This window comes from Sinomonas gamaensis (genome assembly GCF_005876955.1).
Classification (GTDB): Bacteria; Actinomycetota; Actinomycetes; order Actinomycetales; family Micrococcaceae; genus Sinomonas; species Sinomonas gamaensis.
In genome coordinates this window covers 32,053-53,377 of sequence record NZ_SSCL01000014.1, presented here as the reverse complement: position 1 = coordinate 53,377, position 21,325 = coordinate 32,053, and the positions used below count along the sequence as shown (strand labels likewise).

The 21,325-nt window shown below is 70.1% G+C and carries 18 protein-coding genes; 8 read left to right on the top strand and 10 right to left on the bottom strand.

The window, feature by feature from the left end; translation table 11 throughout:
* Positions 1–17 precede the first annotated feature (17 nt).
* Together E5679_RS16580 and E5679_RS16575 are read right to left on the bottom strand one after the other, a co-directional pair.
* Entirely contained in the window at positions 18–1,217 is a 1,200-nt protein-coding gene (locus E5679_RS16580; protein WP_249336192.1) for an MFS transporter, read from the bottom strand.
* Positions 1,214–1,900 (bottom strand): sirohydrochlorin chelatase, encoded by a 687-nt coding sequence (locus tag E5679_RS16575; RefSeq protein WP_138417892.1) that lies wholly within the window; start codon positions 1,898–1,900, stop codon positions 1,214–1,216. The genes E5679_RS16580 and E5679_RS16575 overlap by 4 nt, the downstream gene beginning before the upstream one ends.
* Positions 1,901–1,958: 58 nt before the next feature.
* On the opposite strand from E5679_RS16575, the gene E5679_RS16570 reads away from it, so the two are divergent.
* Entirely contained in the window at positions 1,959–2,387 is a 429-nt protein-coding gene (locus tag E5679_RS16570) for an SMI1/KNR4 family protein (protein WP_138417890.1), read from the top strand.
* A 271-nt stretch (positions 2,388–2,658) separates the two neighbouring features.
* Here E5679_RS16570 and E5679_RS16565 read toward each other — a convergent pair whose 3' ends face one another.
* Genes E5679_RS16565 through E5679_RS16550 form a run of 4 tightly spaced genes read right to left on the bottom strand, consistent with a single transcriptional unit; the run spans position 2,659 to position 6,870 of the window.
* Positions 2,659–3,759, bottom strand: a complete 1,101-nt coding sequence (locus E5679_RS16565) for a polyprenyl synthetase family protein (protein ID WP_138417888.1) — start codon at positions 3,757–3,759, stop codon at positions 2,659–2,661.
* A gap of 13 nt (positions 3,760–3,772) precedes the next feature.
* Positions 3,773–5,035 carry a geranylgeranyl reductase family protein gene (locus E5679_RS16560; protein WP_138417886.1) on the bottom strand — a complete coding sequence of 421 codons (1,263 nt, stop codon included), beginning with the start codon at positions 5,033–5,035 and terminating at the stop codon, positions 3,773–3,775.
* 10 nt (positions 5,036–5,045) lie between these two features.
* On the bottom strand, positions 5,046–5,813 hold the full coding sequence (locus E5679_RS16555) for a demethylmenaquinone methyltransferase (protein WP_275092560.1): 768 nt from the start codon (positions 5,811–5,813) through the stop codon (positions 5,046–5,048).
* A gap of 40 nt (positions 5,814–5,853) precedes the next feature.
* Positions 5,854–6,870 (bottom strand): L-idonate 5-dehydrogenase, encoded by a 1,017-nt coding sequence (locus tag E5679_RS16550; RefSeq protein ID WP_138417882.1) that lies wholly within the window; start codon positions 6,868–6,870, stop codon positions 5,854–5,856.
* A 90-nt stretch (positions 6,871–6,960) separates the two neighbouring features.
* On the opposite strand from E5679_RS16550, the gene E5679_RS16545 reads away from it, so the two are divergent.
* The 5 genes from E5679_RS16545 (at position 6,961) to E5679_RS16525 (ending at position 11,983) form a co-directional block, all read left to right on the top strand.
* Entirely contained in the window at positions 6,961–7,695 is a 735-nt protein-coding gene (locus E5679_RS16545; protein WP_138417880.1) for a GntR family transcriptional regulator, read from the top strand.
* 31 nt (positions 7,696–7,726) lie between these two features.
* Positions 7,727–9,019, top strand: coding sequence for an isochorismate synthase (locus E5679_RS16540; protein WP_138417878.1), 1,293 nt, complete (start codon positions 7,727–7,729; stop codon positions 9,017–9,019).
* 173 nt (positions 9,020–9,192) lie between these two features.
* Positions 9,193–10,134, top strand: coding sequence for an ABC transporter substrate-binding protein (locus tag E5679_RS16535; RefSeq protein WP_138417875.1), 942 nt, complete (start codon positions 9,193–9,195; stop codon positions 10,132–10,134).
* A gap of 5 nt (positions 10,135–10,139) precedes the next feature.
* Positions 10,140–11,159: an amino acid ABC transporter permease gene (locus tag E5679_RS16530; RefSeq protein ID WP_138417873.1), complete on the top strand. Its 1,020-nt coding sequence runs from the start codon at positions 10,140–10,142 to the stop codon at positions 11,157–11,159.
* Positions 11,156–11,983: an amino acid ABC transporter ATP-binding protein gene (locus E5679_RS16525; protein ID WP_138417871.1), complete on the top strand. Its 828-nt coding sequence runs from the start codon at positions 11,156–11,158 to the stop codon at positions 11,981–11,983. The genes E5679_RS16530 and E5679_RS16525 overlap by 4 nt, the downstream gene beginning before the upstream one ends.
* A gap of 102 nt (positions 11,984–12,085) precedes the next feature.
* Here the strand turns inward: E5679_RS16525 and menD are convergent, their stop codons facing one another.
* Entirely contained in the window at positions 12,086–13,792 is a 1,707-nt protein-coding gene (gene menD / locus E5679_RS16520) for a 2-succinyl-5-enolpyruvyl-6-hydroxy-3-cyclohexene-1-carboxylic-acid synthase (protein WP_138417869.1), read from the bottom strand.
* Between the two features lie 240 nt (positions 13,793–14,032).
* On the opposite strand from menD, the gene E5679_RS16510 reads away from it, so the two are divergent.
* The gene (locus E5679_RS16510) at positions 14,033–14,770 is read left to right on the top strand and encodes a uracil-DNA glycosylase (protein ID WP_275092559.1); all 738 of its coding nucleotides are present in this window, start codon (positions 14,033–14,035) and stop codon (positions 14,768–14,770) included.
* 7 nt (positions 14,771–14,777) lie between these two features.
* On the opposite strand, the gene E5679_RS16505 is transcribed toward E5679_RS16510, so the two are convergent.
* Positions 14,778–16,823: a PhoX family protein gene (locus E5679_RS16505; protein WP_138417867.1), complete on the bottom strand. Its 2,046-nt coding sequence runs from the start codon at positions 16,821–16,823 to the stop codon at positions 14,778–14,780.
* Between the two features lie 77 nt (positions 16,824–16,900).
* Between E5679_RS16505 and E5679_RS16500 the strand changes: the two genes are divergently transcribed.
* Positions 16,901–19,555, top strand: a complete 2,655-nt coding sequence (locus E5679_RS16500; RefSeq protein ID WP_138417865.1) for an MGH1-like glycoside hydrolase domain-containing protein — start codon at positions 16,901–16,903, stop codon at positions 19,553–19,555.
* On the opposite strand, the gene E5679_RS16495 is transcribed toward E5679_RS16500, so the two are convergent.
* Both E5679_RS16495 and E5679_RS16490 read right to left on the bottom strand, forming a co-directional pair.
* The gene (locus tag E5679_RS16495) at positions 19,539–20,561 is read right to left on the bottom strand and encodes an o-succinylbenzoate synthase (RefSeq protein ID WP_138417863.1); all 1,023 of its coding nucleotides are present in this window, start codon (positions 20,559–20,561) and stop codon (positions 19,539–19,541) included. The genes E5679_RS16500 and E5679_RS16495 overlap by 17 nt on opposite strands.
* Positions 20,558–21,274, bottom strand: a complete 717-nt coding sequence (locus E5679_RS16490; protein WP_138417861.1) for a M50 family metallopeptidase — start codon at positions 21,272–21,274, stop codon at positions 20,558–20,560. The genes E5679_RS16495 and E5679_RS16490 overlap by 4 nt, the downstream gene beginning before the upstream one ends.
* Positions 21,275–21,325: the final 51 nt, after the last annotated feature.

The window sequence follows — 21,325 nt, the reverse complement described above, 5'->3', positions numbered from 1 at the left end:
ATTTCTTCGCATTCGCGTCATGAACCTTGACCGGGCCACGGACTGCGGGCGCCGTAGCGCCGCAGCCACAGCGCGACCCCCACGCACAGCACGTATCCCGTGCCCACGGTGAGCCATCCGACGTCGTACCCGCCCGACGCGTCGGCGAGAAGCCCCATGACGAACGGCCCGAGCGCAAAGCCGGTGTACATCCCCATCGCGAGGACCCCGGACGCCGCACCGACGCGTTCCGCGGGGACCACCACCAGCACGGCCGAGTTTGTGATGACGTTCGCGCCCAGCACCGTCGCGCCGTGGAGTGCCACGCCTGCCCACAGGAGCGCGGGCTGGTGGAGCGCGCCCGCCCCGAGCAGGCACAGGACGCCGACGACCGCACCCGCCGCGAGCGCGATGAGGATCCCGGACGGGCGGCGCCCGAGCGCCATCTGCCGCCCCCAGATCACGCGGCTCGTCACCCCGACCACCCCCGAGACTCCGGCAGCGGCGCCCGCGAGGACGAGCGGGAAGTCCAGGACGCGGACGGCGTAGAGCGGGAGGTACACGTTCGTGGCCTGCATGCCCAGGCCCGAGAAGAACGCGAACGCCGCAAAGAGCCACACCGGAAGCGGAAGGGGCTCGCGCGCGCCCGGGCCGCGTGCCGCCGTCGTCCGCGGTCTGGGCGCCTCCGCAGGAAGCTTGCGCAGCGCATACCAGAGCAGCGCCAGCGCGAGGAGCGCGGCGAGGCCGAACGCGCCATGCCAGCCGAGCCAGAGCGACGCCGCTGGGATCAGCAGGCCCGCCACGAGCTGACTCGCCTGCACGCCCGACTGCTTGACCCCGATCCAGCCCGATCGCTGCGCCTGCGGGACTGCGGTGACGACGAGGCGGTTGGTGGTCGGATTCGAGATCGACTGGGCCGGGCCGGCAATGATCACCGACGCCAGGAGCACCCAGAAGTTCTGGGCGAGCGCCGCGACCACCAGCGCGAGGACGGTCCCGCCGAAGATCAGGACGATCTGTTGGCGGCTTGTTGCCCGGTCGCTGAACCGGCCGAGCCACGCGCTTCCCACCGCCGCGCTCGCGAACACCGCGCCCGCCAGGAGCCCGAACTGCGACTGCGTCATGCCCAGGTCGTGGAGGATGAGCGGGCTCACCGCGCTCAGGCCGTAGTTGAGCAGCGGGCCGACGCCCATCGCGCAGACGAGGACGAACAGGAGGGAGGCGGGGGCGCGCTTCACAGGGCGGCGAGCGCCGCGTCGAAGCGGTCGAGGGCGATGCGCGCGACCTCCGGCGTCGGCAGGAGCGGAGCGGCGACCGCGTCCGCGCCCGCCTTCGCGAGCTGGTCGTGGAAGTAGCCGGGGGCCAGGAGGTAGCTCGCGATGACCACCCGATCGGTTTCCTCGGCACGAAGCTCGGCGACCGCGTCCGGGACGTTCGGCTCCGCGCTCGCGCCGTAGGCGGGCAGGATCCGGTTCGGGATGAGGTGGCGCAGCATGTCGGCGAGCCGCTCGACGTCCTCGGCCGCCGTGGGGTTGGACGAGCCTGCCGCCGCGAGCACGACGGCGTCCTGCCCTCCCAGGCCCACCTCCCCCAGCCGTTCGGCGAGCACCCCCGCAAGGCGCGCGTCGGGACCGAGGGGCGCGGCCGCCGTCGTCTGCTCGCGGGATTTCACGGCGCGCCCGATGTCCACCTTCACGTGGTAGCCGACGCTCAGAAGAAGAGGCACGACGACGGCGGGCACCCCCGCGGGCAGGCCTGCGACGACGTCGGGCAGCTCGGGACCGTGGACGTCGACGTAGGCGTCGAGCACCGTGACGTCGGGGCGTGCGGTACGAAGCTCGTCGACGACCCGGAGGATCGCGGCCTTGCCGTCCGGGTTGCTGGTTCCGTGGGCACACGCGACGAGGATCGGCTGGGTCATAGTCGGAGCCTACAGGGGCGAGGATCCGGCGTCCGGCGGAGTGATTAGGATGAACGTCATGAGCGAGATGTTCTTGGAGAAGTTCCGCGCGCTTGTTCCCAAGTACCTCGGCGATCCATGGAACCCGAGCGATGGGATCTCGGAGGACGAGCTCGATGACGCCCTCGGGGAGCACGCCTTCACAATCCCGCTCGCTCTGCGCGAGTTCTACCTCGCCCTCGGCGGCTCCGAGCTCATGGAGGCCTACCACTACTTCTGGGATCCGGAGGAGCTCGAGGTCGACGAGGAGGGTTTCCTCATGTTCCTCGAAGACGAGGACGAGCAGTTCACCTGGGGCTTCCGCTCCGGCGACCTCCGCGTGCCCGACCCGATCGTGTACCGGAAGAACAACGCGCGCGGGGAATGGGTCTCCGAGGACGGGACGTTCTCCGAGTTCACGTTCGACATGTTCGACTGGGTCTTCTCAGAGGACGAAGAGCACGTCTGACGGCCGCGAAGTCACCTTCTCGCACGCCAGTCACCCTCAAGCGGACTTCTCCGCGAGAGGGTGACTTTTTTGTTGCCGCCGCGGGACTCGGAGGGCCCGAAAAAAAATTTGACGGAAAGCACTGGACTTATGACAGATCTGTCATATGCTTGTTACCGGATCCACTTCAGCCTCCAGTGGATTCGGGTGCGAACGGAAACGGGCCCTGGGAAGCGGTACTCCGCCAACCAGGGCCCAACCGTTTTAAGCCGAACCGATATGAGCGCCGCTCCTAGGCCCTGCGATCGACGACGGCGTCCGCGAACGCCGCGAGCGAGGCCTTCACCACCCCGTCGGGCAGCGGGGACAGGGCGGCCTTCGCCGCGTCGGCCCACTCGCGGGCAGCGGCCCAGGCGTCGTTGGTGACGGGATGCGCGGAAAGCGCCGCGACGGCCTTGGCGAGGGCCTCGTCGGACGTGAGGTCGCCGTCGACGAGGCGGAGCACCTCGGCGGCGGAGGCATCGCCGTCGGACGCGGCCCGGCGCAGCAGGAGCACCGGAAGCGTCGGCACGCCCTCGCGGAGATCAGTCCCGGCGGACTTGCCGGAGGTCACCTTGCCGCCGGTCACGTCGATCACGTCGTCGGCGAGCTGGAACGCCACCCCCACGTTCTCGCCGTACTTCACCAGCACGTCCTCGTACTCGTCGGGAGCACCGGCAAAGATCGCACCCATCTGGCCCGACGCGGCGATGAGCGAACCGGTCTTGTCCGCGAGCACGGAGATGTAATGGTCCACGGGGTCCTCGTCCTCTCGCGGGCCCACGGTCTCGTGCAGCTGGCCAAGGCAGAGCCGCTCGAACGTGCGCGCTTGGATCGCGAGCGCCCGTCCCCCGAGCTCCGAGACGAGGATCGAGGCGCGTGCGAAGATCAGGTCGCCCGTGAGGATCGCCACCGTGTTGCCCCAGACCTCGTGGGCCGTGGGCGCGCCCCGACGGTAGGGGGCCGAATCCATCACGTCGTCGTGATACAGGGTCGCCAGGTGCGTGAGCTCGACGACGGCGGCCGCCTGGAGGACCTCGGGCCGCGTCCAGTCCCCGAGGTGCGAGCACAGGAGGGTGAGCAGGGGACGTATCCGCTTGCCGCCGGCTTCGACGAGGTGGCGGCTCGTGGCGTCCGCGAGCGGATCGGAGTTCGCGATGGCTTCCCGCAGCCGCTTCTCGACGCGGGCCATGTTCGTCGTGATGGCCGGACCGAGCTCGGGATCGCTCGCGATCGCAGCGAATCCGGCGGGCAGCTGGATCCCGGCGGCGATGGCCGTCGTCGTCGGGGCCGGCTCGGACGCCTCTGGGCGCCCATGGCCCGCGTGGGTCCAGCTGTGTTCAGTGTTCGTCACGGGTCAAGCCTAACTAGTGCGTGTTCTTGGTTGCGGGCGTCAACGACTCGAGCAGGCGGATGGCTCGGTCCTCGAGGCCCCCTCTGCGCGGTTCGGTGAGATTGGCGAGCAGCCGGACGACCACGCGCATGAGCGCGGGGATCGGCATCCCGGTCCGCAGCGCAAGGCGCATGACCGCCGGACGGCCGATCAGCGCGGCGAACGTCCGGCCGAGCGTGAAGTGGCTCCCCCACTCGCCCCGCACGTGGTCCGCGTAGGCGCGGAGGCGATGGTCGACGTCGGCCCCTCCGCTCGCGTCGGCGAGGAACTGGGCCGCGTAGCGTCCCGACTCCATGGCGTAGCTGATGCCCTCGCCGTTGAAGGGGCTCACCATGCCGCCCGCGTCGCCGAGAAGCGCCATGCCCGGCACCACGTGCGGGGTGCGGTTGAAGCCCATGGGCAGCGCGGCACCCCGCACCGGACCGACCTGGTTCTGCTCCGCGAAGCCCCACTCCTCGGGCATGGCCGCGGTCCAGTCGCGCAGCACCTGCCGGTAGTCGAGGCTGCCGAACTCCTTGGATGAATTCAGGATCCCGAGCCCGACGTTCGAGGTTCCGTCGCCCACGCCGAAGACCCAGCCGTACCCGGGCAACGGCTTGCCGTCGCGTCCGGGGAGTTCAAGCCAGCCCTCCATCCAGTCGTCCTCGTGGCGGGGGCTGCGGAAATAGGTGCGGTACGCGACGCCGAGCGGACGGTCGTCGCGCTTCGCGAGGCCGTAGGACACGGCGGCGCGCGTCGAATTGCCGTCGGCGGCAAGGACGACGTCGGCTCGAAAGTCGCGCGTCTCCCCCGTCTTCCGGCCGTCCGCGTCGAGGATCTGGGCGCGGGCGCCCACCACGCGCCCCGCGCCGTCGCGCAGCACCTCGCTCACGCTGTGTCCCTCGAGGAGGCGTGCGCCCGCGGACTCGGCGTGCCGGGCGAGCGCCTCGTCGAAGCCGAGACGCGTTCGAATGAGGCCGTAGTCCGGGAACTCGCCGCCCGATGGCCACGCGAGCTCGACCGTCCGCCCTCCCGCGATGAGGCGCAGCCCGCGATTGCGCCGCCAGCCGTCGGCCTCGTCGTGCGGGAGGCCCAAGAGCTGGATCTCGCGGACGGCACGCGGTGTCAGCCCGTCCCCGCAGACCTTCTCGCGCGGGAAACGGGTCTTCTCGAGAACCGTCACGTCTGCCCCGGCTCGCGCCAGATAGTGGGCAGCGGTCGAGCCGGCCGGACCGGCCCCGACGATCAGAACCTGCATTGGAAGAGTTTCAGCCGGCCGAGCGGCGGGCACGGCGGAGCTTCTCGACCGGACCCGAGTGCGCTCCGGCCGGGACCGGCTTCGTGGCGCGGTGCACGGCCACGATCCCGCCCGAGAGGTTGCGGTACGCCACGTCCTCCCAGCCGTCCTCGGTCAGCCAGGCCGCGAGGTGGTCCTGGTCGGGCCAGGCCCGGATGGACTCGGCAAGATAGACGTAGGCATCCGGGTTCGAGGATGCCTTGCGGGCAATCGGCGGGAGGGCCCGCATGAGGTACTCGAGGTACATGGTTCGCCACAAGGGGTTCACCGGCGAGGAGAACTCCGCGACCACGAGCTTCCCGCCGGGCTTGGTGACGCGGAGCATCTCGCGCAGCGCGGCATGCGGGTTGCTGACGTTGCGCAGGCCGAACGAGATGGTGACGGCGTCGAACGCGTTGTCTGCGAACGGCAGCTTCGTGGCGTCCCCCGCGATGAAGTCGATGTCCGGACGACGGCGCTTGCCGACCTTGAGCATCCCGAGCGAGAAGTCACAGGCGATGACGTCGATGCCTGCATCCGCGTACGGCTCGGACGACGTGCCCGTCCCGGCCGCGAGGTCCAGTACCCGCTGGCCCGGCTGGGCGCCGACGGCGTCGAAGACCACCTTGCGCCAGCGGCGGGTCTGGCCGAGGGAGAGGATGTCGTTGACGACGTCGTAGCGGGGCGCCACATCGTCGAACATGCTCGCCACTTCCTCGGGGAGCTTCTGGAGGGATGCCCTCTTGCCTGTGCTGGTCACCCGCCCCATTCTGCCAAACTTCCGCGCGGCTTCTGGCACGTCAGAACTTCAGGAGCACCTTCGAGGACCCCGTGCTGCGGTCGCCCGCGACGCGGAATGCCTCGACCGCATCGTCGACGGGGAACTCGTGAGTGAGCATCGGCTCCACGTCGAGGCCTTCGGCCAGGTACTCGAGCGCCGTCGAGATCTCGTCGATGAAGCGGAACGTTCCGCGGTAGTCGATCTCGCGGAAGACGAGCTCGGCGAGGGACACCTCAAGGGTGCCTGCCGGGAGGTTGCCCACCTGCACCACGACGCCCCCGCGCTTGACCGCGCGCAGCACGCTCGTCACAGCGGGAGGGGCGCCCGAGGCCTCGAAGACGACGTCCGTCTCAGGGAGGGAGCCGCCTTCGGCGAGGTTGACGACGTCGTCCGCTCCCATGCGGCGGGCGATCTCAAGGGACGCGGAGGCCAGATCGCTGGCCACGACGCGCGCGGCGCCCGCCTTGCGAGCCGCGGCCACCACGAGGACGCCGATGGGGCCGGCACCGTTGACGAGGACGGTCTTCCCCTCCACCGATCCCGCGCGGTTCACGGCGTGGATGGCCACGCCAAGGGGCTCGGCCACGGAAGCGAGCCGCGTGCTCACGCCCTCGGGCACCGGCCGGAGCTGGCCAGCGGGGACGATCTTCTGCGCGGCGAACGCGCCTTGGGTGTGCGGGCGGTACGCGGCCGAGCCGAGGTAGCGGACGGAGCCGCAGAGGTTGGGGCGGCCGGACGTGCAGAACTCGCACTCGCCGCACACGGTCGCGGGATGGATCGCCACGGCCTGGCCCACCTCAAAACCGCTGACCTCGGAGCCGAGCGCCGCGATCCGGCCGGCGACCTCGTGCCCGAGGATCAGCGGATCCTTGAGGATGCTGAGCCCCGCGGCACCGTGCTTGACGTAGTGGAGGTCGCTGCCGCAGATGCCCCCGTACTCGATGTCGACCAGAGCGTCCTGCGGGCCGAGCCCGCTGGACTCGATGGGGTCGAGGCGCAGATCTCCGGCTGCATGGACGACGACGGCCAGGCTCATGGGTTCCTCCTGACGGAAAGGGTGGGGTCGAAGCCATTGTACGCACTGCCATACTAGATGTGCCACGTGTGCGCCCCTAGTCTTGGACCCATGGCCCCGTCCCTCCCGGGCGAGCCGACGCCGTCAGCCGTCCGCCCGCCGTCGAACCGCGAGCTTGCCTACGAGCACATCCGCGAGCTGATCGTCCGCGGCGACGAGCCCCCCGGGGCGCTGCTGAGCGAGAACGACCTGGCGCTCCGGCTCGACCTCAGCCGCACCCCAGTGCGCGAGGCGCTCCTCCTCCTGGCACAGGAAGGGCTCGTGGACGTGCGGCCGCAGCGCGGCAGCTACGTATCCCTCATCGATCCCGACATGGTGCGGCAGGCCCAGTTCATCCGCGAGGCCATCGAGATTGCCTCCCTCGAGGCGTGCGTCGCGAAGTGGACGCCCGAGCTGGGGGCGGAGGTCGAGGGGATCCTCGCCGCCCAGGACGCCTGCAGCACGCCGGAGGAGTTCTATCCGCTCGACGAGCACTTCCACCGCACATTGCTCGGGATCGCCGGCCACGACTTTGCGTGGGCAGCCGTGCAGAGCGCCAAGGGACATCTGGACCGGGCCCGGTATCTCGGGCTGAGCGGCTACCGCTCGATCGCCGAGTACGCGGCCGACCATCGGCGGCTCCACGACGCCATCGCCTCGGGGAGCCTCGATACCGCCCAGGAGGAGCTGCGCTCGCATCTCCGGTTCGTGCTCGACGACCTCGATCAGATCCAGACAGCACGGCCCGAGCTCTTCCGAGTCCCCCGTGGGCCGGAGCGGCGCCCTGCGCGGCCCGCGCGCCGGTAGGGCGGCACACAACAAGTACCCTTGATCCATCATGACCTCCCCCCTGCGCGCCCTCACCGTCGATCTGGGCGAGACCTTCCCCCTCGGCGATTTGGCGGACGCGATCACTGAGCCGTCTGCGCTGTGCTGGATCCGCCGGGGCGAGGGCCATCTCGGCTTCGGGGAGAGCGCGCGGTACACGGTCACCGGCCCCGACCGCTTCATCGAAGCCGAAGCGTGGTGGAAGCAGCTCACGCTGGACGCCGACGTCATCGACCCGCTCCAGCATCCCGGCACTGGACCCCTCGCCTTCGGATCATTCGCCTTCTCCCGGACGTCCCAGTACGAGTCGCGGCTCGTGGTGCCCGAGATCGTCGTCGGCATCCGGGACGGCCGTGCGTGGGCCACCCAGCTCACCACGGACGGAACCGCGCCCTCCGAACGCGCGCTGCGTGCCGCCGTCGACCACTGGCTCGAGCCGCGGCCGTCGGGCGTCGCGAACGGAAGCCACCTCACCATCCGCTCGGGGCGGCTCGGGGAGCAGCGCTGGATGGAGGCGGTGGCGTCCGGGGTCCGGCACATCCGCTCGGGGGAGCTTGAGAAGCTCGTCCTCGCCCGAGATGTGGTGGTGGAGGACGACGGCGGGATTTCGCGGGACCGCGTGCTGCGCCGCCTTGCGTCGGCGTACCGCGATTGCTGGGTCTACGGCGTTGACGGCTTGGTCGGAGCGACGCCGGAGATGCTCATCCAAGTCGAGGGGCGTACCGCGCAGGCGCGCGTCCTCGCCGGAACGCTCGATCGTCGGGACGCCGACGGCGCTGGACCGGGCTATGCGGAGCGGGTCCTCGCGGGATCGGCGAAGCAGCGCCACGAGCACCAGATCGCGATCGAGTCGCTCACCACCGCGCTCGAGCCATTCTCGGAGGCGCTCAACGCCCACGACGAGCCGTTCATCCTCGAACTGCCGAACGTGTTCCACCTCGCGTCCGACGTCAAGGCCGAGCTCGCGGAGATCGAGGGGCACGTACCCACCCCGCTCGCGCTCGTGAACGCCCTGCATCCGACCGCCGCCGTCTGCGGGACGCCGACCCGGGTGGCTGGCGAGCTCCTCCGGGAGCTCGAGGAGCTCGACCGAGGACCCTACGCCGGTCCCGTCGGCTGGCTCGACGGCGCCGGCAACGGCGAGTTCGGTATCGCCCTGCGCGGAGCTGTTCTCGAGGGGACGACGGCGGCCCGCCTGTACGCGGGGTGCGGGATCGTGGACGGCTCTGTGCCGCAGGCGGAACTCGCAGAGTCGTGGGCCAAGTTTCGGCCCATGCTCGAGGCGCTCGGAGTTGAGCGCTGACGTCTGGCATTCCAGAAGCTTCCCCGCGCGGTGGGCTTGCGCGGTATCCCCTTTTGTTGTCCAATGGTGAAACGAAAGTTGCATGTGACGAACATCTCACCGGTCTGAGGACCGGCTAGGATGGATGTCGCTCTAGCACCTGATTGCCAGTACCTCCAAGTAAGGGACGACATATGACTTTCTCCACGAAGTTCGCTGCCAAGGGCGCCGTGGTCCTCGCCGTGGGCGCGCTTGCGCTCACCGCCTGCACGAACGCTTCCGAGACGGGCGGCGGTGCGAAGCCGGCGGGCTCGGGCTCGGCCGCCGCCAGCTTCGATCCGAGCACCGTCCAGAAGGACGACTCGCTGGCGTCGCAGGTGCCCGCCGCGATCAAGTCCAAGGGCACGCTCGTCGTCGGCTCCGACACGACGTACGCTCCGGCCGAGTTCCTCGGCGGTTCGGACAACCACACCCCGATGGGCTACGACGTCGACTTCGCCAAGGCGATCGCGGCGACTCTCGGCCTCAAGGCCGACGTCCAGACGGCCGACTTCACGGGCATCCTCCCGGCCCTCGGCCCCAAGTACGACCTCGGCATCAGCTCCTTCACCATCACCAAGGAGCGCCTTCAGGCGGTCAACTTCGTGAGCTACTTCAACGCCGGCGTCGCCTGGGCGGTCCAGAAGGGCAACCCGAAGAACTTCTCGGTTGACGACGTCTGCGGCAAGACCATCGGCGTCCAGACCGGCACGACCGAAGCCGACGAAGTGAAGACCCTCAGCGACAAGTGCATGTCGTCCGGCAAGAAGGCGATCGACATCGTCTCCCTCGCGGCGCAGACCGACCTCAACACGCGGCTCGTCAACGGCGCTCTTGACGCCATGTCCGCCGACTCGCCCATCATTGGATATGCGGTCACCCAGACGAACGGTGCCGTGCAGAAGATCGGCGACACGACCGAGGTCGCCCCGGAGGGCATCGCCGTCGCGAAGAGCGACACCGCGCTTGCCGACCTCATCCAGAAGGTCATGACGAAGCTCATGGCCGATGGCACCTACAAGAAGATCCTCGACTCCTGGAACAACGCCGACGGCGCCGTCTCCAAGGCCGAGGTCAACCCGTCCGTCTCCTCGTGAATGTCATGACTGCTCGTCAGGCGGAGACCGCCGAAGCCACCAAGAGCGGCGCACCGGAACTGATCAAGGCGGTTCCGGTGCGCCACCCGGGCCGGTGGGTCGCAGCCGCCATCATCCTGATCCTGGCCGCCCTGGCGGTCCAGAGCCTGGCGACCAACCCGCGCTTCGGGTGGGGCACGGTCGCCGCGTACATCCTGGACGTGAACATCGTCCGCGGCGTGGGCTGGACGCTGCTGCTGACCGTGCTGTCCATGCTGATCGCCATCATCCTGGCGATCGTGCTGGCCTTCATGCGCCAGTCGGACAACCCGATCCTGCGCTGGTCGTCCTGGTTCTGGGTCTGGTTCTTCCGCGGCACCCCCGTGTACACCCAGCTGATCTTCTGGGGCCTGGTCACCGTCCTGTACCCCACGATCTCCTTGGGCATCCCCTTCGGCCCCGCGCTGGCCACCTACATCCTCAGCGACCCGACCAAGGGCTTCATCCCCGCCATCCTGGGCCTGGGCCTGAACGAGTCCGCCTACCTGGCTGAGATCTTCCGGGCCGGGCTGAAGTCCGTGGACAAGGGCCAGGTCGAGGCCGCCGAGGCCCTCGGCATGCGCGGGACCAAGATCATGTGGCGCATCGTGCTCCCCCAGGCCATGCGCGTGATCGTGCCTCCGACCGGGAACGAGACCATCGGCATGCTCAAGACCACCTCCCTGGTCCTGGCCGTGCCGTTCACCCTGGATCTGACCTTCGTCTCCAACGCCCTGGCCAACCGCACCTACCAGCCCATCCCGCTGCTGATCGTCGCGGCCGCCTGGTACCTGCTGGTCACCAGCATCCTCATGGTCGGCCAGCACTACATCGAGAAGTACTACGGCAAGGGCGTGGACAACCTCGTCCCCGCCGCCGTCAACCCCGCCGCCGCCAAAGCCGCAGCAGCGGGCGGTACCGGGGCCGGCTCGGACCTGGGCACCGGCACCACGATCCCCGGCGGCCCCACCGCCGCCGGGCCGACCATCGAGGAGAGCGGCCGATGAGCACCCCAGCCCAGACGACGCCGAACAGCCAGCCCGCCCCCGCCCCCGCCTCCCTGCGCGGGGCCAAGGACCTCGTCCGGATCGAGGGAGTGCACAAGTACTTCGGCGAGCATCACGTCCTGCGCGGGATCGACATGACCGTCAAACAGGGCGAGGTCTCCGTGCTCATCGGCCCCTCGGGGTCAGGCAAGTCCACCCTCCTGCGCTGCGTGAACCACCTCGAGACCATCAGCGCTGGACGGATCTGGGTCAATGACGAGCTCATCGGCTACCGGGAGCGCGCCGGAAAGCTGCACGAGCTGCATGTGAAGGAGATCGCCGCCCAGCGCCGCAACATCGGCATGGTCTTCCAGCGCTTCAACCTCTTCGGGCACAAGACCGCCCTGGAGAACATCATCGAGGCCCCCATCCAGGTCAAGGGCCAGGACAAGGCCACCGCGAAGAAGCGCGCCCTCGAACTCCTGGACCGGGTCGGGCTCTCCGAGCGGGCCAACCACTACCCGGCCCAGCTCTCCGGCGGCCAGCAGCAGCGCGTCGCCATCGCCCGGGCCCTGGCCATGGACCCCGAGCTGATGCTCTTCGACGAGCCCACCAGCGCCCTGGACCCTGAGCTCGTCGGCGATGTGCTCAACGTCATGAAGGACCTAGCCAAGTCCGGCATGACCATGGTCGTCGTCACCCACGAGATCGGCTTCGCACGCGAGGTCGGGGACACCCTGACGTTCATGGACGGCGGCGTCGTCGTCGAATCGGGCAACCCCCGCGACGTCATCGCCAATCCCCAGCACGAACGCACCCGCAGCTTCCTCAGCAAGGTCCTCTGAGCCCGCAAGTCCTCGGAGTACCGCCCGAAGAAGACGCCTTGTCGCCCTTCAAGACGCTCGTCTTATCGGCGCCAAGGCGTCTTCTCGTGCGTCGCGCCGGGATTATCTGTACCCGAAACGGTGCTGCGGGGAGACGGATTCCGTGACCGCCGAGCGCAGGCGCTCGTGCAGGCCGCGCAGGCCGGAACGGTCCACGCGGGCCTCGATGATCTCCCGGCCGCCCGTCCGCGGCGCGCAGAGAGCGGCAGAGGCCTCCGCCGTCGTCCGTACCATGGTGTGCCGCACGCCGTATCCGGCGGCGAGCGCGCGGAGATCGGCCTTGTGCGGCGTGCCGAAGAGCCGTTCGACGGCGGCCGCTGCGGCGGGGCGCTCGCCGTCGTCGCCGCCCACGCGGCCGTGCTCGAGGAGCCCGAAGATCGCTCCGCCCGAGTCGTTGAGCACGACGATGCGCAAGGACGGCTCGGCCTCCCCGGTGCCGAGGAGAAGCCCGCCGATATCGTGCAGGAACGTGAGGTCACCGAGGAACAGGGTCGTGTCGGTGCGGTTGCCCAGCCAGAGTCCGGTCGCGGCGGACACCGTCCCGTCGATGCCTGCGAGCCCGCGGTTCGCGAAGACTCGCGCGCCGGGCTCGGCGGGAGGCGGCGCGGCGAGGTCCACGTCCCGGATGCCGTTCGAGGAACCGAGCATGAGCTGCCCTCGCGCGTTCCTCCACACGAGCTGCGCCAGCCGAGGTCCTGACAGCGGCGCGCTCGCGAGCACGCGGTCCACGGACTCCTGGGCGGCCGCGCCGGCGATGAGCCACGCGTCGAGCCAGCCCTCCGCGCCGCGGCCGGCAAAGTCTGAGAGCTCGTCGAGGTCTGCCACGAGCCGCTCGCGACGTCGTCCCTCCTCGAACCATGCGACGGGCCGCGGGTGGAACAGCGCGGTTTCCACACCAGGTCGCGCGAGGAGTGCCGTGACGGGGCGGCTCAGCGTGGGCCGGCCGAAGAGGACCACGCGGTCTATACCCTCGCCGGGATGCCCGTCGAGCAGCAGCCGATACGGCCCGACTGCGTGCGAACCGAAACGCGCGTTCGATGACGGCTCAGCCAGGAGCGGCAGGCCGTGCGCGACGGCGAACGCCTCTGCGAGCGGCCCGGCCCCGTGCCCCGCGAGCACCACGGTGCGCCGTGGCGGAAGGCCGCCGAGCGCGGCGACCGCCGGACGCCGGTACGCGAAGCCCTCCGTGGGCGGCTGCTCCCACCCGGCTTCAGAAGGCTCCCACTCGCCGGCCGGCACGAGCGGCTCGCGGAAGCAGACGTTGAGCTGGACGGGCCCCGAGGGCACGCCGGGCAGGAGGCCCGAGGCGGCGCTCAGCGCGGTGCGCACGGCGGACGACGGCGACTCCCCCGCCGCAATCGACGTTGCGAACCGCACGTGCTCGCCGAAGAGGTCGAGCTGCTCGGTCGTCTGGTTCGCCCCGGTCCCGTGAAGCTCCGCGGGCCGGTCGGCCGAGAGCACGACGAGAGGAACCTCCGCGTGGTTCGCCTCCATGACGGCGGGGAGGAGATTGCCGACCGCCGTGCCGCTCGTGGTGACGACCGCCGTCGGCCGCCCTGAGGAGAGCGCGGCCCCGAGCGCGGTGAAGCCGCCGGCCCGCTCGTCGATGCGGACCGCGAGCTCGAGCAGCCCACGCCCCTCGGCCTCCGCGAGCGCATACGCAAGGGGCGCGCTGCGCGAGCCGGGGCAGACCACAACGCGACGGACGCCGCCCGCGAGGAGTCCGGAGACCACCTCGCGGGCGGCGTCGAGAGAGCCGAGAGAAGTCACCCTCTTATCGTAGGCTCGCGGTCGTAGACGAGCAGGCCATCGTCGCGGAGTCGCGCGCCCGCCGTCGGCCTGTGCACATGACCGCAGTCCGAACGCGCGCTGCCTGATCCAGCAGCTCGTCCATGGCCGCCAGGAAATCCGGGTGGCGCGTGGCAGCCAGAGCGCCAGCGCGTCGCGCCCTGCGGTTCCGTGACCGAAGGTCAGAAGCGTCGCGCGGGAATCTGTGCTGGACTCCATGGTGTGAGTATCCCTGCGGTCGTGGCTCGCCAGACGAGCAGCATTCGAGACCTCGACACCGCCGTCACAGAGTGCCGCGCCTGTCCGCGGCTCGTGGCGTGGCGGGAGGAGGCTGGGAGGGTCAAGCGCAGGGCGTTCCAGGACTGGGACTACTGGGCGCGGCCCGTTCCGGGCTTCGGGCCGCCGGACGCGTCGCTCGCGATCGTGGGGCTCGCGCCCGCGGCCCATGGCGGCAACCGCACTGGGCGGGCGTTCACGGGCGACCCCTCCGGCGACGCCCTCTTCGCCGCACTGTACGACCTGGGCCTGGCGTCCCAGCCCACCTCAACACACCGCGACGACGGGCTCGAGCTGCGGGGAGTCCGGATCAGCATGCCCGTGCACTGCGCGCCCCCGGGCAACCGGCCTACCACCGCCGAACGGGACACCTGCCGCCCCTGGCTGGCCCGGGAACTGGAGCTGCTGCGCCCGACCCTGCGCGCGATCGTGGTGCTCGGCGCATTCGGCTGGCAGGCGCTGCTGCCGGTGATGGCCGACGGCGGGTGGCGGCTCCCGCGGCCACGGCCGGCTTTCGGGCACGGGGCCGAAGTGCGTGTTCCGGGACCCGACGCCGACCGCGCCGTGCATCTGGTGGGCTGCTACCACCCCAGCCAGCGCAACATGAACACCGGCACCCTCACCCCGGCCATGCTCCGCGAGGCGCTCGGTCGGGGTGGGGTGCTCGCGGGGCTGATCGGTTGACCGCGCCCTACTTCTTGGCCTTCTTGGCGTGCTCGACGGGCAGCACCTGGACGATCGCTGGCCGCGGCGCGCGGGCCGCGCCAGCCGGCAGTGGCGAACCGGCCCCCGCGTAGTCCGGGAAGTACGAGTGCGGCGCGTCGAACGTGCCCTCCTCTCCCGGGTGCTGGACTGCCACGAAGACGTGCCGCTCGTCGTCGCGCACCACGGGGCCACACGTCTCCGCGTCGCGCGGCACGGAGAGGAACTGCTCGACCTTGCCACGCTCGGGACCCTCGAGCGTCACACGGAAGAGGCCGTCGTTGAATCCGATCGAACTCGGGGCACCGTCGGTGGCGAGCCACATGTAGCCTGACGAGTCGAACGCGACGTTGTCCGGGCACGAGATCGGCGAGACCTTGTCCGCAGGGAAGCCGGCGAAGTACGTGGCCTGGTTCGTCGCCGGGTCACCGCACACGAGCAGGAGGTTCCAGCCGAACGTCCTGGCCGTCTGGTCGCCGCCGTCCTCCGTGATCTCCACAATATGGCCGTCCCGGTTCTGGCGGCGGGGGTTCGCCTCGTCGACCGGGGCATTGCTGCCCACGCCGCGGTTTGAGTTGTTGGTGCAGACCACATAGACCTTCCCGGTCACGGGGTGCGGCTCAACGTCCTCGCAGCGGTCCATCTTGGTTGCCCCTACAGCGTCGGCGGCAAGGCGCGTGTACACGAGGACCTGCTCGACGCTCATGTCCGGGACGGCGGACTTCCCGTCGAGAACGAGCGGCAGCCACTCGCCCCGGCCGTCGAATGCCCCGTCCGCCGGGAGTCTGCCGCTTCCGTCGATCTCGGTCGCCGGGGAGTTGCCCGCGAAGCGCGCCACGAAGAGGTCGCCCTCGGACAGGAGGGTCTTGTTGTGCTCCCGGTCTGCCTTGCTGCTGCCCGGACGGTAGACGCCCTTCGAGACGAACTTGTAGAGGTAGTCGAAGCGCTCGTCGTCGCCGGAGTACGCGACGACCCGCCCGTTGCCGGCCACCCGCACGTTCGCTCCCTCGTGCTTGAAGCGGCCGAGTGAGGTGTGCTTCTTGGGGGTCGACGTGGGGTCCAGGGGGTCTACCTCGATCACCCAGCCGAAGCGGTTGGCCTCGGTGGCGTAGGCGGGGTTGCGGGTGTCGAACCGCGGATCGTCGAGCTCCCAGAGGCGCGTCGTGGCCCTGTCGGCGAGGCCGTAGCGCTTCTCCTCCTTGGAGGTGCCGGGCGCCCGGAAGTATCCGTTGAAGTTCTCCTCGCCGGAGAGGACCGTGCCCCACGGCGTAGTGCCGCCGGAGCAGTTGCCGAGCGTGCCGCGAACCGTCCGGCCCACCAGCGGCGTGCCGGCCGCCGGACCGGTGAACTCGAAAACCGTGTCGGTGAGGTAGCGGCGGTTGAGCGGAGCTCCCTTGACGTAGCGCCACGCCTCGTTCTTGTTCTGACGCACGAGTTCGACGACGGAGAGGCCGTGCGCGGCCCGGGCCACGGCGCGCGTCTCGGCCGGTTCCGCTGCGACCTGAGCGTCAGAGAACATGATGCCCTCGTTCGTGTACTCGTGGTTCGTGAACAGGACTGCCCGTTTCCCGGCTGTGCCCGGAAGTTCGATGATGTCGGTGTAGTCGTTGTTGTAGCCAAACTGGCGGGCCTGGGCCACCGCGGTCTGATGCTCGAGGTCGAACTCCGGGCTGTCATCGAAAAGACCGTCGCCCCACCGGATGATCGGCTGCCACGCGAAGCCCTCGGGGACGGTGAACTCGTCCACGAGCTTGTCCACGGGGCGGATCGGGGTGAAGTCGAGGGTAGATTTCGGCGGCCTACCTGCAGGCTGCCCGCCCGCGAACGCGAGCGTGAGTGCGCCAACGAGCCCGACGCCGAGGGCTGAACGGCGGGAGAGCTCGCCGGAGACGATGTCGCGGAAGTAGCCGTTCGAGGACGTGTTGCAGACCTTGTTGAGGCACGCGTTGTCGCACTTGAGCGCGCAGGTGACGGCGCTGCGCTTGCCGCGGACATGGTCGAGCATGGGCAGGAGGAGACGACGGGGGTTGGTCATGGGCACAGCCCATCATTCACGGTGAACACGCAGGCTGCTCTCAGGTTAATTTCAGAAAAACCTGCAGGACTTGCGCCATGCCTGACACAGCCGAGCACAGACGCCTGTCCGAGTCCCCGGGCGACTCGGATCCCTGGCGCCTCTGGGGCCCCTACCTCGCCGGACGCCAGTGGGGCACCGTCCGCGAGGACTACTCCGCCGACGGCAACGCGTGGGACTTCTTCCCGTTCGAGCACGCCCACCGCCGTGCCTATCGATGGGGCGAGGACGGGATCGCGGGGCTCTGCGACCGCTTCGGTTTCCTCAACTTCGGCGTCGCACTCTGGAATGGGCACGATGACCGCCTCAAGGAGCGCTACTTCGGGCTCACCAACGGCCAGGGCAACCACGGCGAGGACGTCAAGGAGCACTGGTGGCATCTGGACGCGACCCCAACCCACTCCTGGGCAAGGACCCTCTACCGCTACCCCCAGGCCGCCTACCCCTATGAGGAGCTCGTGCGCGCCAACGCCTCGCGCTCCCGTGTCGAGCCGGAACACGAGCTCGCGGACACGGGGGTCCTCGCCGAGAACCGATTCTTCGACGTCGAGACCATCCATGCGAAGGCCTCGCCCGACGACATCTGCGTGACGATCACGGCCACGAACCAAGGGCCCGATCCTGCGCCCCTCGACCTCGTGGCGCAGCTCTGGTTCCGGAACACCTGGGCTTGGGGACGCGACGAGCGGCGGCCCGCGCTGCGCCGCCTGCGGCCGCCCGAGCTGATGCCGGGCGGGGTCGCCGCCATTGAGGCGACCCATGGATTCCTGGGCCGCTACATCTTGGCTGCCGACACCGTGGTCGACGCGCCGGGCAGCCCCTTCCCCGAGGTGCTGTTCTGCGACAACGAGAGCAACGACGTTGCACTTTTCGGGGCACCGACCAATCCTTCGCCGCACCCGAAGGACGCGATCGACGCCGCCATCGTGCGCAGCGACCGGTCCCTCCTCAACCCCGGGGACGTCGGAACGAAGGCGGCCTTCCGCTGGCACTTCCCGACGATCGCCCCGGGGTCGAGCGTGACGGTGCGGCTCCGGCTCACCGGAGAAGCACTGCCCCTCAACCCCTTCGGGGTGGGGTTCGACGACGTTCTCGAGGACCGCGAGCGCGAGGCAGACGAGTTCTACTCGGCCGTCGTGCCACAGACGCACCCTGAGGACGCGCTCGTGGCTCGCCGGGCCTTTGCCGGCCTCCTGTGGGGCAAGCAGCACTACCGCTATTCCGTGCGGGAATGGCTCGAGGGCGACCCGGCCTTCCCCGCGCCCCCAGAGAGCCGGAGGCAGCCGTGGGGCCGCAACACCGGCTGGCGCCATCTGGCCCTCGCAGACGTCATCTCGATGCCGGACGAGTGGGAGTACCCGTGGTTCGCCTCGTGGGACCTCGCGTTCCATTGCGTCGCGCTCGCCCACATCGATCCGGACTTCGCCAAGCACCAGCTGGTGCTCCTCTGCCGCGAATGGGCCATGCACCCTGACGGCCAGCTTCCCGCCTACGAATGGGCCTTCGGGGACGTCAACCCTCCGGTCCATGCGTGGGCGGCCTGGCAGGTGTTCTGCATCGACGGCGCGCGGGACAAGGAGTTCCTGACCCGGGTTTTCACGAAACTGCTGCTGAACTTCTCGTGGTGGGTGAACCGCAAGGACGCGGACGGCTCGAATCTGTTCGAGGGCGGGTTCCTCGGCATGGACAACATCGGCGCCTTCGACCGGTCGAAGGGCCTCCCTCCGGGCTTCCGCCTCGAGCAGTCGGACGCGACGAGCTGGATGGGCTTCTACTGCCTCACGATGATGCGCATCGCCCTCGAACTCGCGCGCGACGATCGCGTCTGGGACGACCTCGCGACGAAGTTCCTCGAGCACTTCCTCGCGATCGCGCAGGCCATGGACACCTTCGGGAGCGCCGGGGTCTCCCTGTGGGACGAGGACGACGGCTTCTTCTACGACGTGCTCGTGGGCGACGACGGCGGGCAGGAACGGCTGCCGATCCGCAGCATGGTAGGTCTCCTGCCTCTGCTGGCAGTGGCTGTCACCCCAGAGTGGGCCGCGGAGTCACTGCCCGACTTTGCCCGGAACCTGCATTGGCTCCAGCAGCACCGACCGGATGAGATGGGTGCGCTCGTGCGGGCTTCCGACGGGCGCCTCACGCTCGCGGTCGTCCACGATGCCCGGCTCGCGCGGATCTTGGCCCGTCTCCTCGACGAGGGCGAATTCCTCTCGCCGTACGGCATCCGCTCGCTGTCGGCGGCTTACCGGCGCCCGATGACGGTCGACGTCGCCGGCCAGCCCATGACCATCGCGTACCTTCCGGCCGAGTCCGACTCGGGCCTGTTCGGCGGCAACTCCAATTGGCGCGGTCCTGTGTGGTTCCCGGTGAACGTCCTCGTGGCCGACGCCCTGGCCACCTATGCCGAGGGCATCGGCTCGGACCTGGCGGTCGAATTCCCCCATGGCTCGGGCCAGACGCTCCCCCTCGCGGACGTCGCCCGGGAGCTCGAGCAACGCCTCGTGCGGCTCTTCCGGCCGGCGCCGGACGGCCGGCGGCCGAGCACGCCCCGGCATCATCCGTCGGGCCCGCTCTGGGACGCGCACCCGACGTTCAGCGAGTACTTCCACGGCGACACGGGCGCCGGAATCGGGGCGTCTCACCAGACCGGATGGACTGCTCTCGTGGCGCACCTCATCTGCCGGAGGTAGTCGGACTGTCGCCCACCAGAACCCCGTAGCAGCGGCGCAGCCGCTCGAGCCACCACTCCCGCCGCTCCTGCGGGGCGGCGTGCTTCGCGAGCAGTTCGGGGTCTGGCGCCACGGCACCGCTCGTCACCGTGCCGACCGACAGGGAGCCGCCGCGGGGCACCAGCGGCGGGCGGACGACGTCGTCCGCGAACAGCGCAGCGGTTCCGAGCCCGCAGGCGTACGGCAGCTCGGGGAGCGCCGCGGCGAGCGCCACGCCAGCGGCGAGCCCTACCGACGTATCCAGCGCAGAGCTGACGACGGCGGGCAGTCCCGCCTCCCGCACGATCTCGAGCGCGCGCCGCACTCCCCCGAGAGGGGCCGCCTTGACAACGATCAGGTCCGCGGCGCCCGCCCGGGCCACCCGGAGCGGATCCTCCGCCTTCCGCACGCTCTCGTCCGCGGCGATCGGCACACGGACCCCGGCCTCCGCCAGACGCGACCGGACTTCGGCCAGCCCGTCCACGCCGGGGGCCGGCTGCTCCGCGTACTCCAGTCCGTACGGGGCGAGAGCCGTCAGGGCCGCGACCGCTTCCTCGACGCTCCACGCGGCGTTCGCGTCGACGCGGAGGGCCGCGTCGGGAAGCGCGGCGCGGACGGCTGCGAGCCGGGCGACGTCGTCGGCGAGGCTCTGGCCCCGCTCGGCGACCTTGACCTTCACGGCAGAGACCGGCCCGTACTTCGCGAGGACCTCCGGGACGCGCTCGGCGGCGACGGCGGGGACGGTCGCGTTGACCGGCACGCTGTCCCGCACCGGCTTGGGGAACCCCTCCCACGCGGCCTCGACGGCTGATGCAAGCCAGCGCGACGCCTCGCCGTCGTCGTACTCGAGGAACGGCGCAAACTCGCCCCACCCGGCTGGGCCGCGCACCAGGAGCGCCTCCCGTTCGAGGACGCCGCGGAAGCGGACGGTGAGCGGCAGGCGGACGACGACGGCTGTCGCCTCGAGTTCGGCAAGGGAGGGGATCACAGGGCCACCTTAAGCGCGAGCCACGCACCCGCCGCGCACAACCCGATCACCGCGGCGAACGAGCCAAGCCACACGGGTGCGGGCACACCGGTCCGGCGCGCGAGGATGAACGCGTCCGAGCTGCCCAGTTCCCGACGACGAGTGGTGTGGACCGAGACGAGGTTCCACCAGTCGCGCACTGCGCCCAGGATGAGCGCGAGGCCGGCGGCCAGCGTGACGTGGCCTTGGACCTCCGGCGGAACCGCAACCACGAGCACCCCGACGGCGACGATCGCCCCGAGCAGGATGAACACGCCCTGCACGTTGCGGATGAACAGGAACGTGAGGACAAGCACGACGACGGTCGCAGACAGCGCCGCGCGCCCCCAGCCCTGCATCGACGCGGCAACGAAGCCCGCCCCGACGGCCGCGGGCGCCGGGTAGCCCCAGAAGCCGAACCAGACCGCTCTCCCCCGGCCGACCCCGAGCGTCGTGCCGCCCTGGTCCCTGCGCAGCGTGATCCCGGTGACCCTCATCCCCGTGGCCAGCCCCGCGAACGCATGCCCGAGCTCGTGGACGATCGTGACGAACCGGCCGAAGAACCGCCACAGCACCGGCACGAGGCACAGGGCCGCGGCGGCAGCGAGCAGCCACGCGACCTCGGCGGCAGGCAGGGACAGGGGCGGGGTGCGGGTGAACCCGTCGACGAACGCGTTCCACCAGTCGTGAACCATGAGAACAGCATGCGCACAGACGGATGTGGGACCCTAATTGGCATGGTTTCC

Bases quoted from the DNA above. Each gene is read 5' to 3' on its own strand.
- E5679_RS16570 (WP_138417890.1), top strand. From the start codon at position 1,959: ATGAGCGAGATGTTCTTGGAGAAGTTCCGCGCGCTTGTTCCCAAGTAC.
- E5679_RS16550 (WP_138417882.1), bottom strand. From the start codon at position 6,870: ATGAGCCTGGCCGTCGTCGTCCATGCAGCCGGAGATCTGCGCCTCGAC.
- E5679_RS16560 (WP_138417886.1), bottom strand. From the start codon at position 5,035: ATGCAGGTTCTGATCGTCGGGGCCGGTCCGGCCGGCTCGACCGCTGCC.
- E5679_RS16540 (WP_138417878.1), top strand. From the start codon at position 7,727: ATGACCTCCCCCCTGCGCGCCCTCACCGTCGATCTGGGCGAGACCTTC.
- E5679_RS16545 (WP_138417880.1), top strand. From the start codon at position 6,961: ATGGCCCCGTCCCTCCCGGGCGAGCCGACGCCGTCAGCCGTCCGCCCG.
- E5679_RS16525 (WP_138417871.1), top strand. From the start codon at position 11,156: ATGAGCACCCCAGCCCAGACGACGCCGAACAGCCAGCCCGCCCCCGCC.
- E5679_RS16505 (WP_138417867.1), bottom strand. From the start codon at position 16,823: ATGACCAACCCCCGTCGTCTCCTCCTGCCCATGCTCGACCATGTCCGC.
- E5679_RS16575 (WP_138417892.1), bottom strand. From the start codon at position 1,900: ATGACCCAGCCGATCCTCGTCGCGTGTGCCCACGGAACCAGCAACCCG.
- E5679_RS16530 (WP_138417873.1), top strand. From the start codon at position 10,140: ATGACTGCTCGTCAGGCGGAGACCGCCGAAGCCACCAAGAGCGGCGCA.
- E5679_RS16490 (WP_138417861.1), bottom strand. From the start codon at position 21,274: ATGGTTCACGACTGGTGGAACGCGTTCGTCGACGGGTTCACCCGCACC.
- E5679_RS16500 (WP_138417865.1), top strand. From the start codon at position 16,901: ATGCCTGACACAGCCGAGCACAGACGCCTGTCCGAGTCCCCGGGCGAC.
- E5679_RS16535 (WP_138417875.1), top strand. From the start codon at position 9,193: ATGACTTTCTCCACGAAGTTCGCTGCCAAGGGCGCCGTGGTCCTCGCC.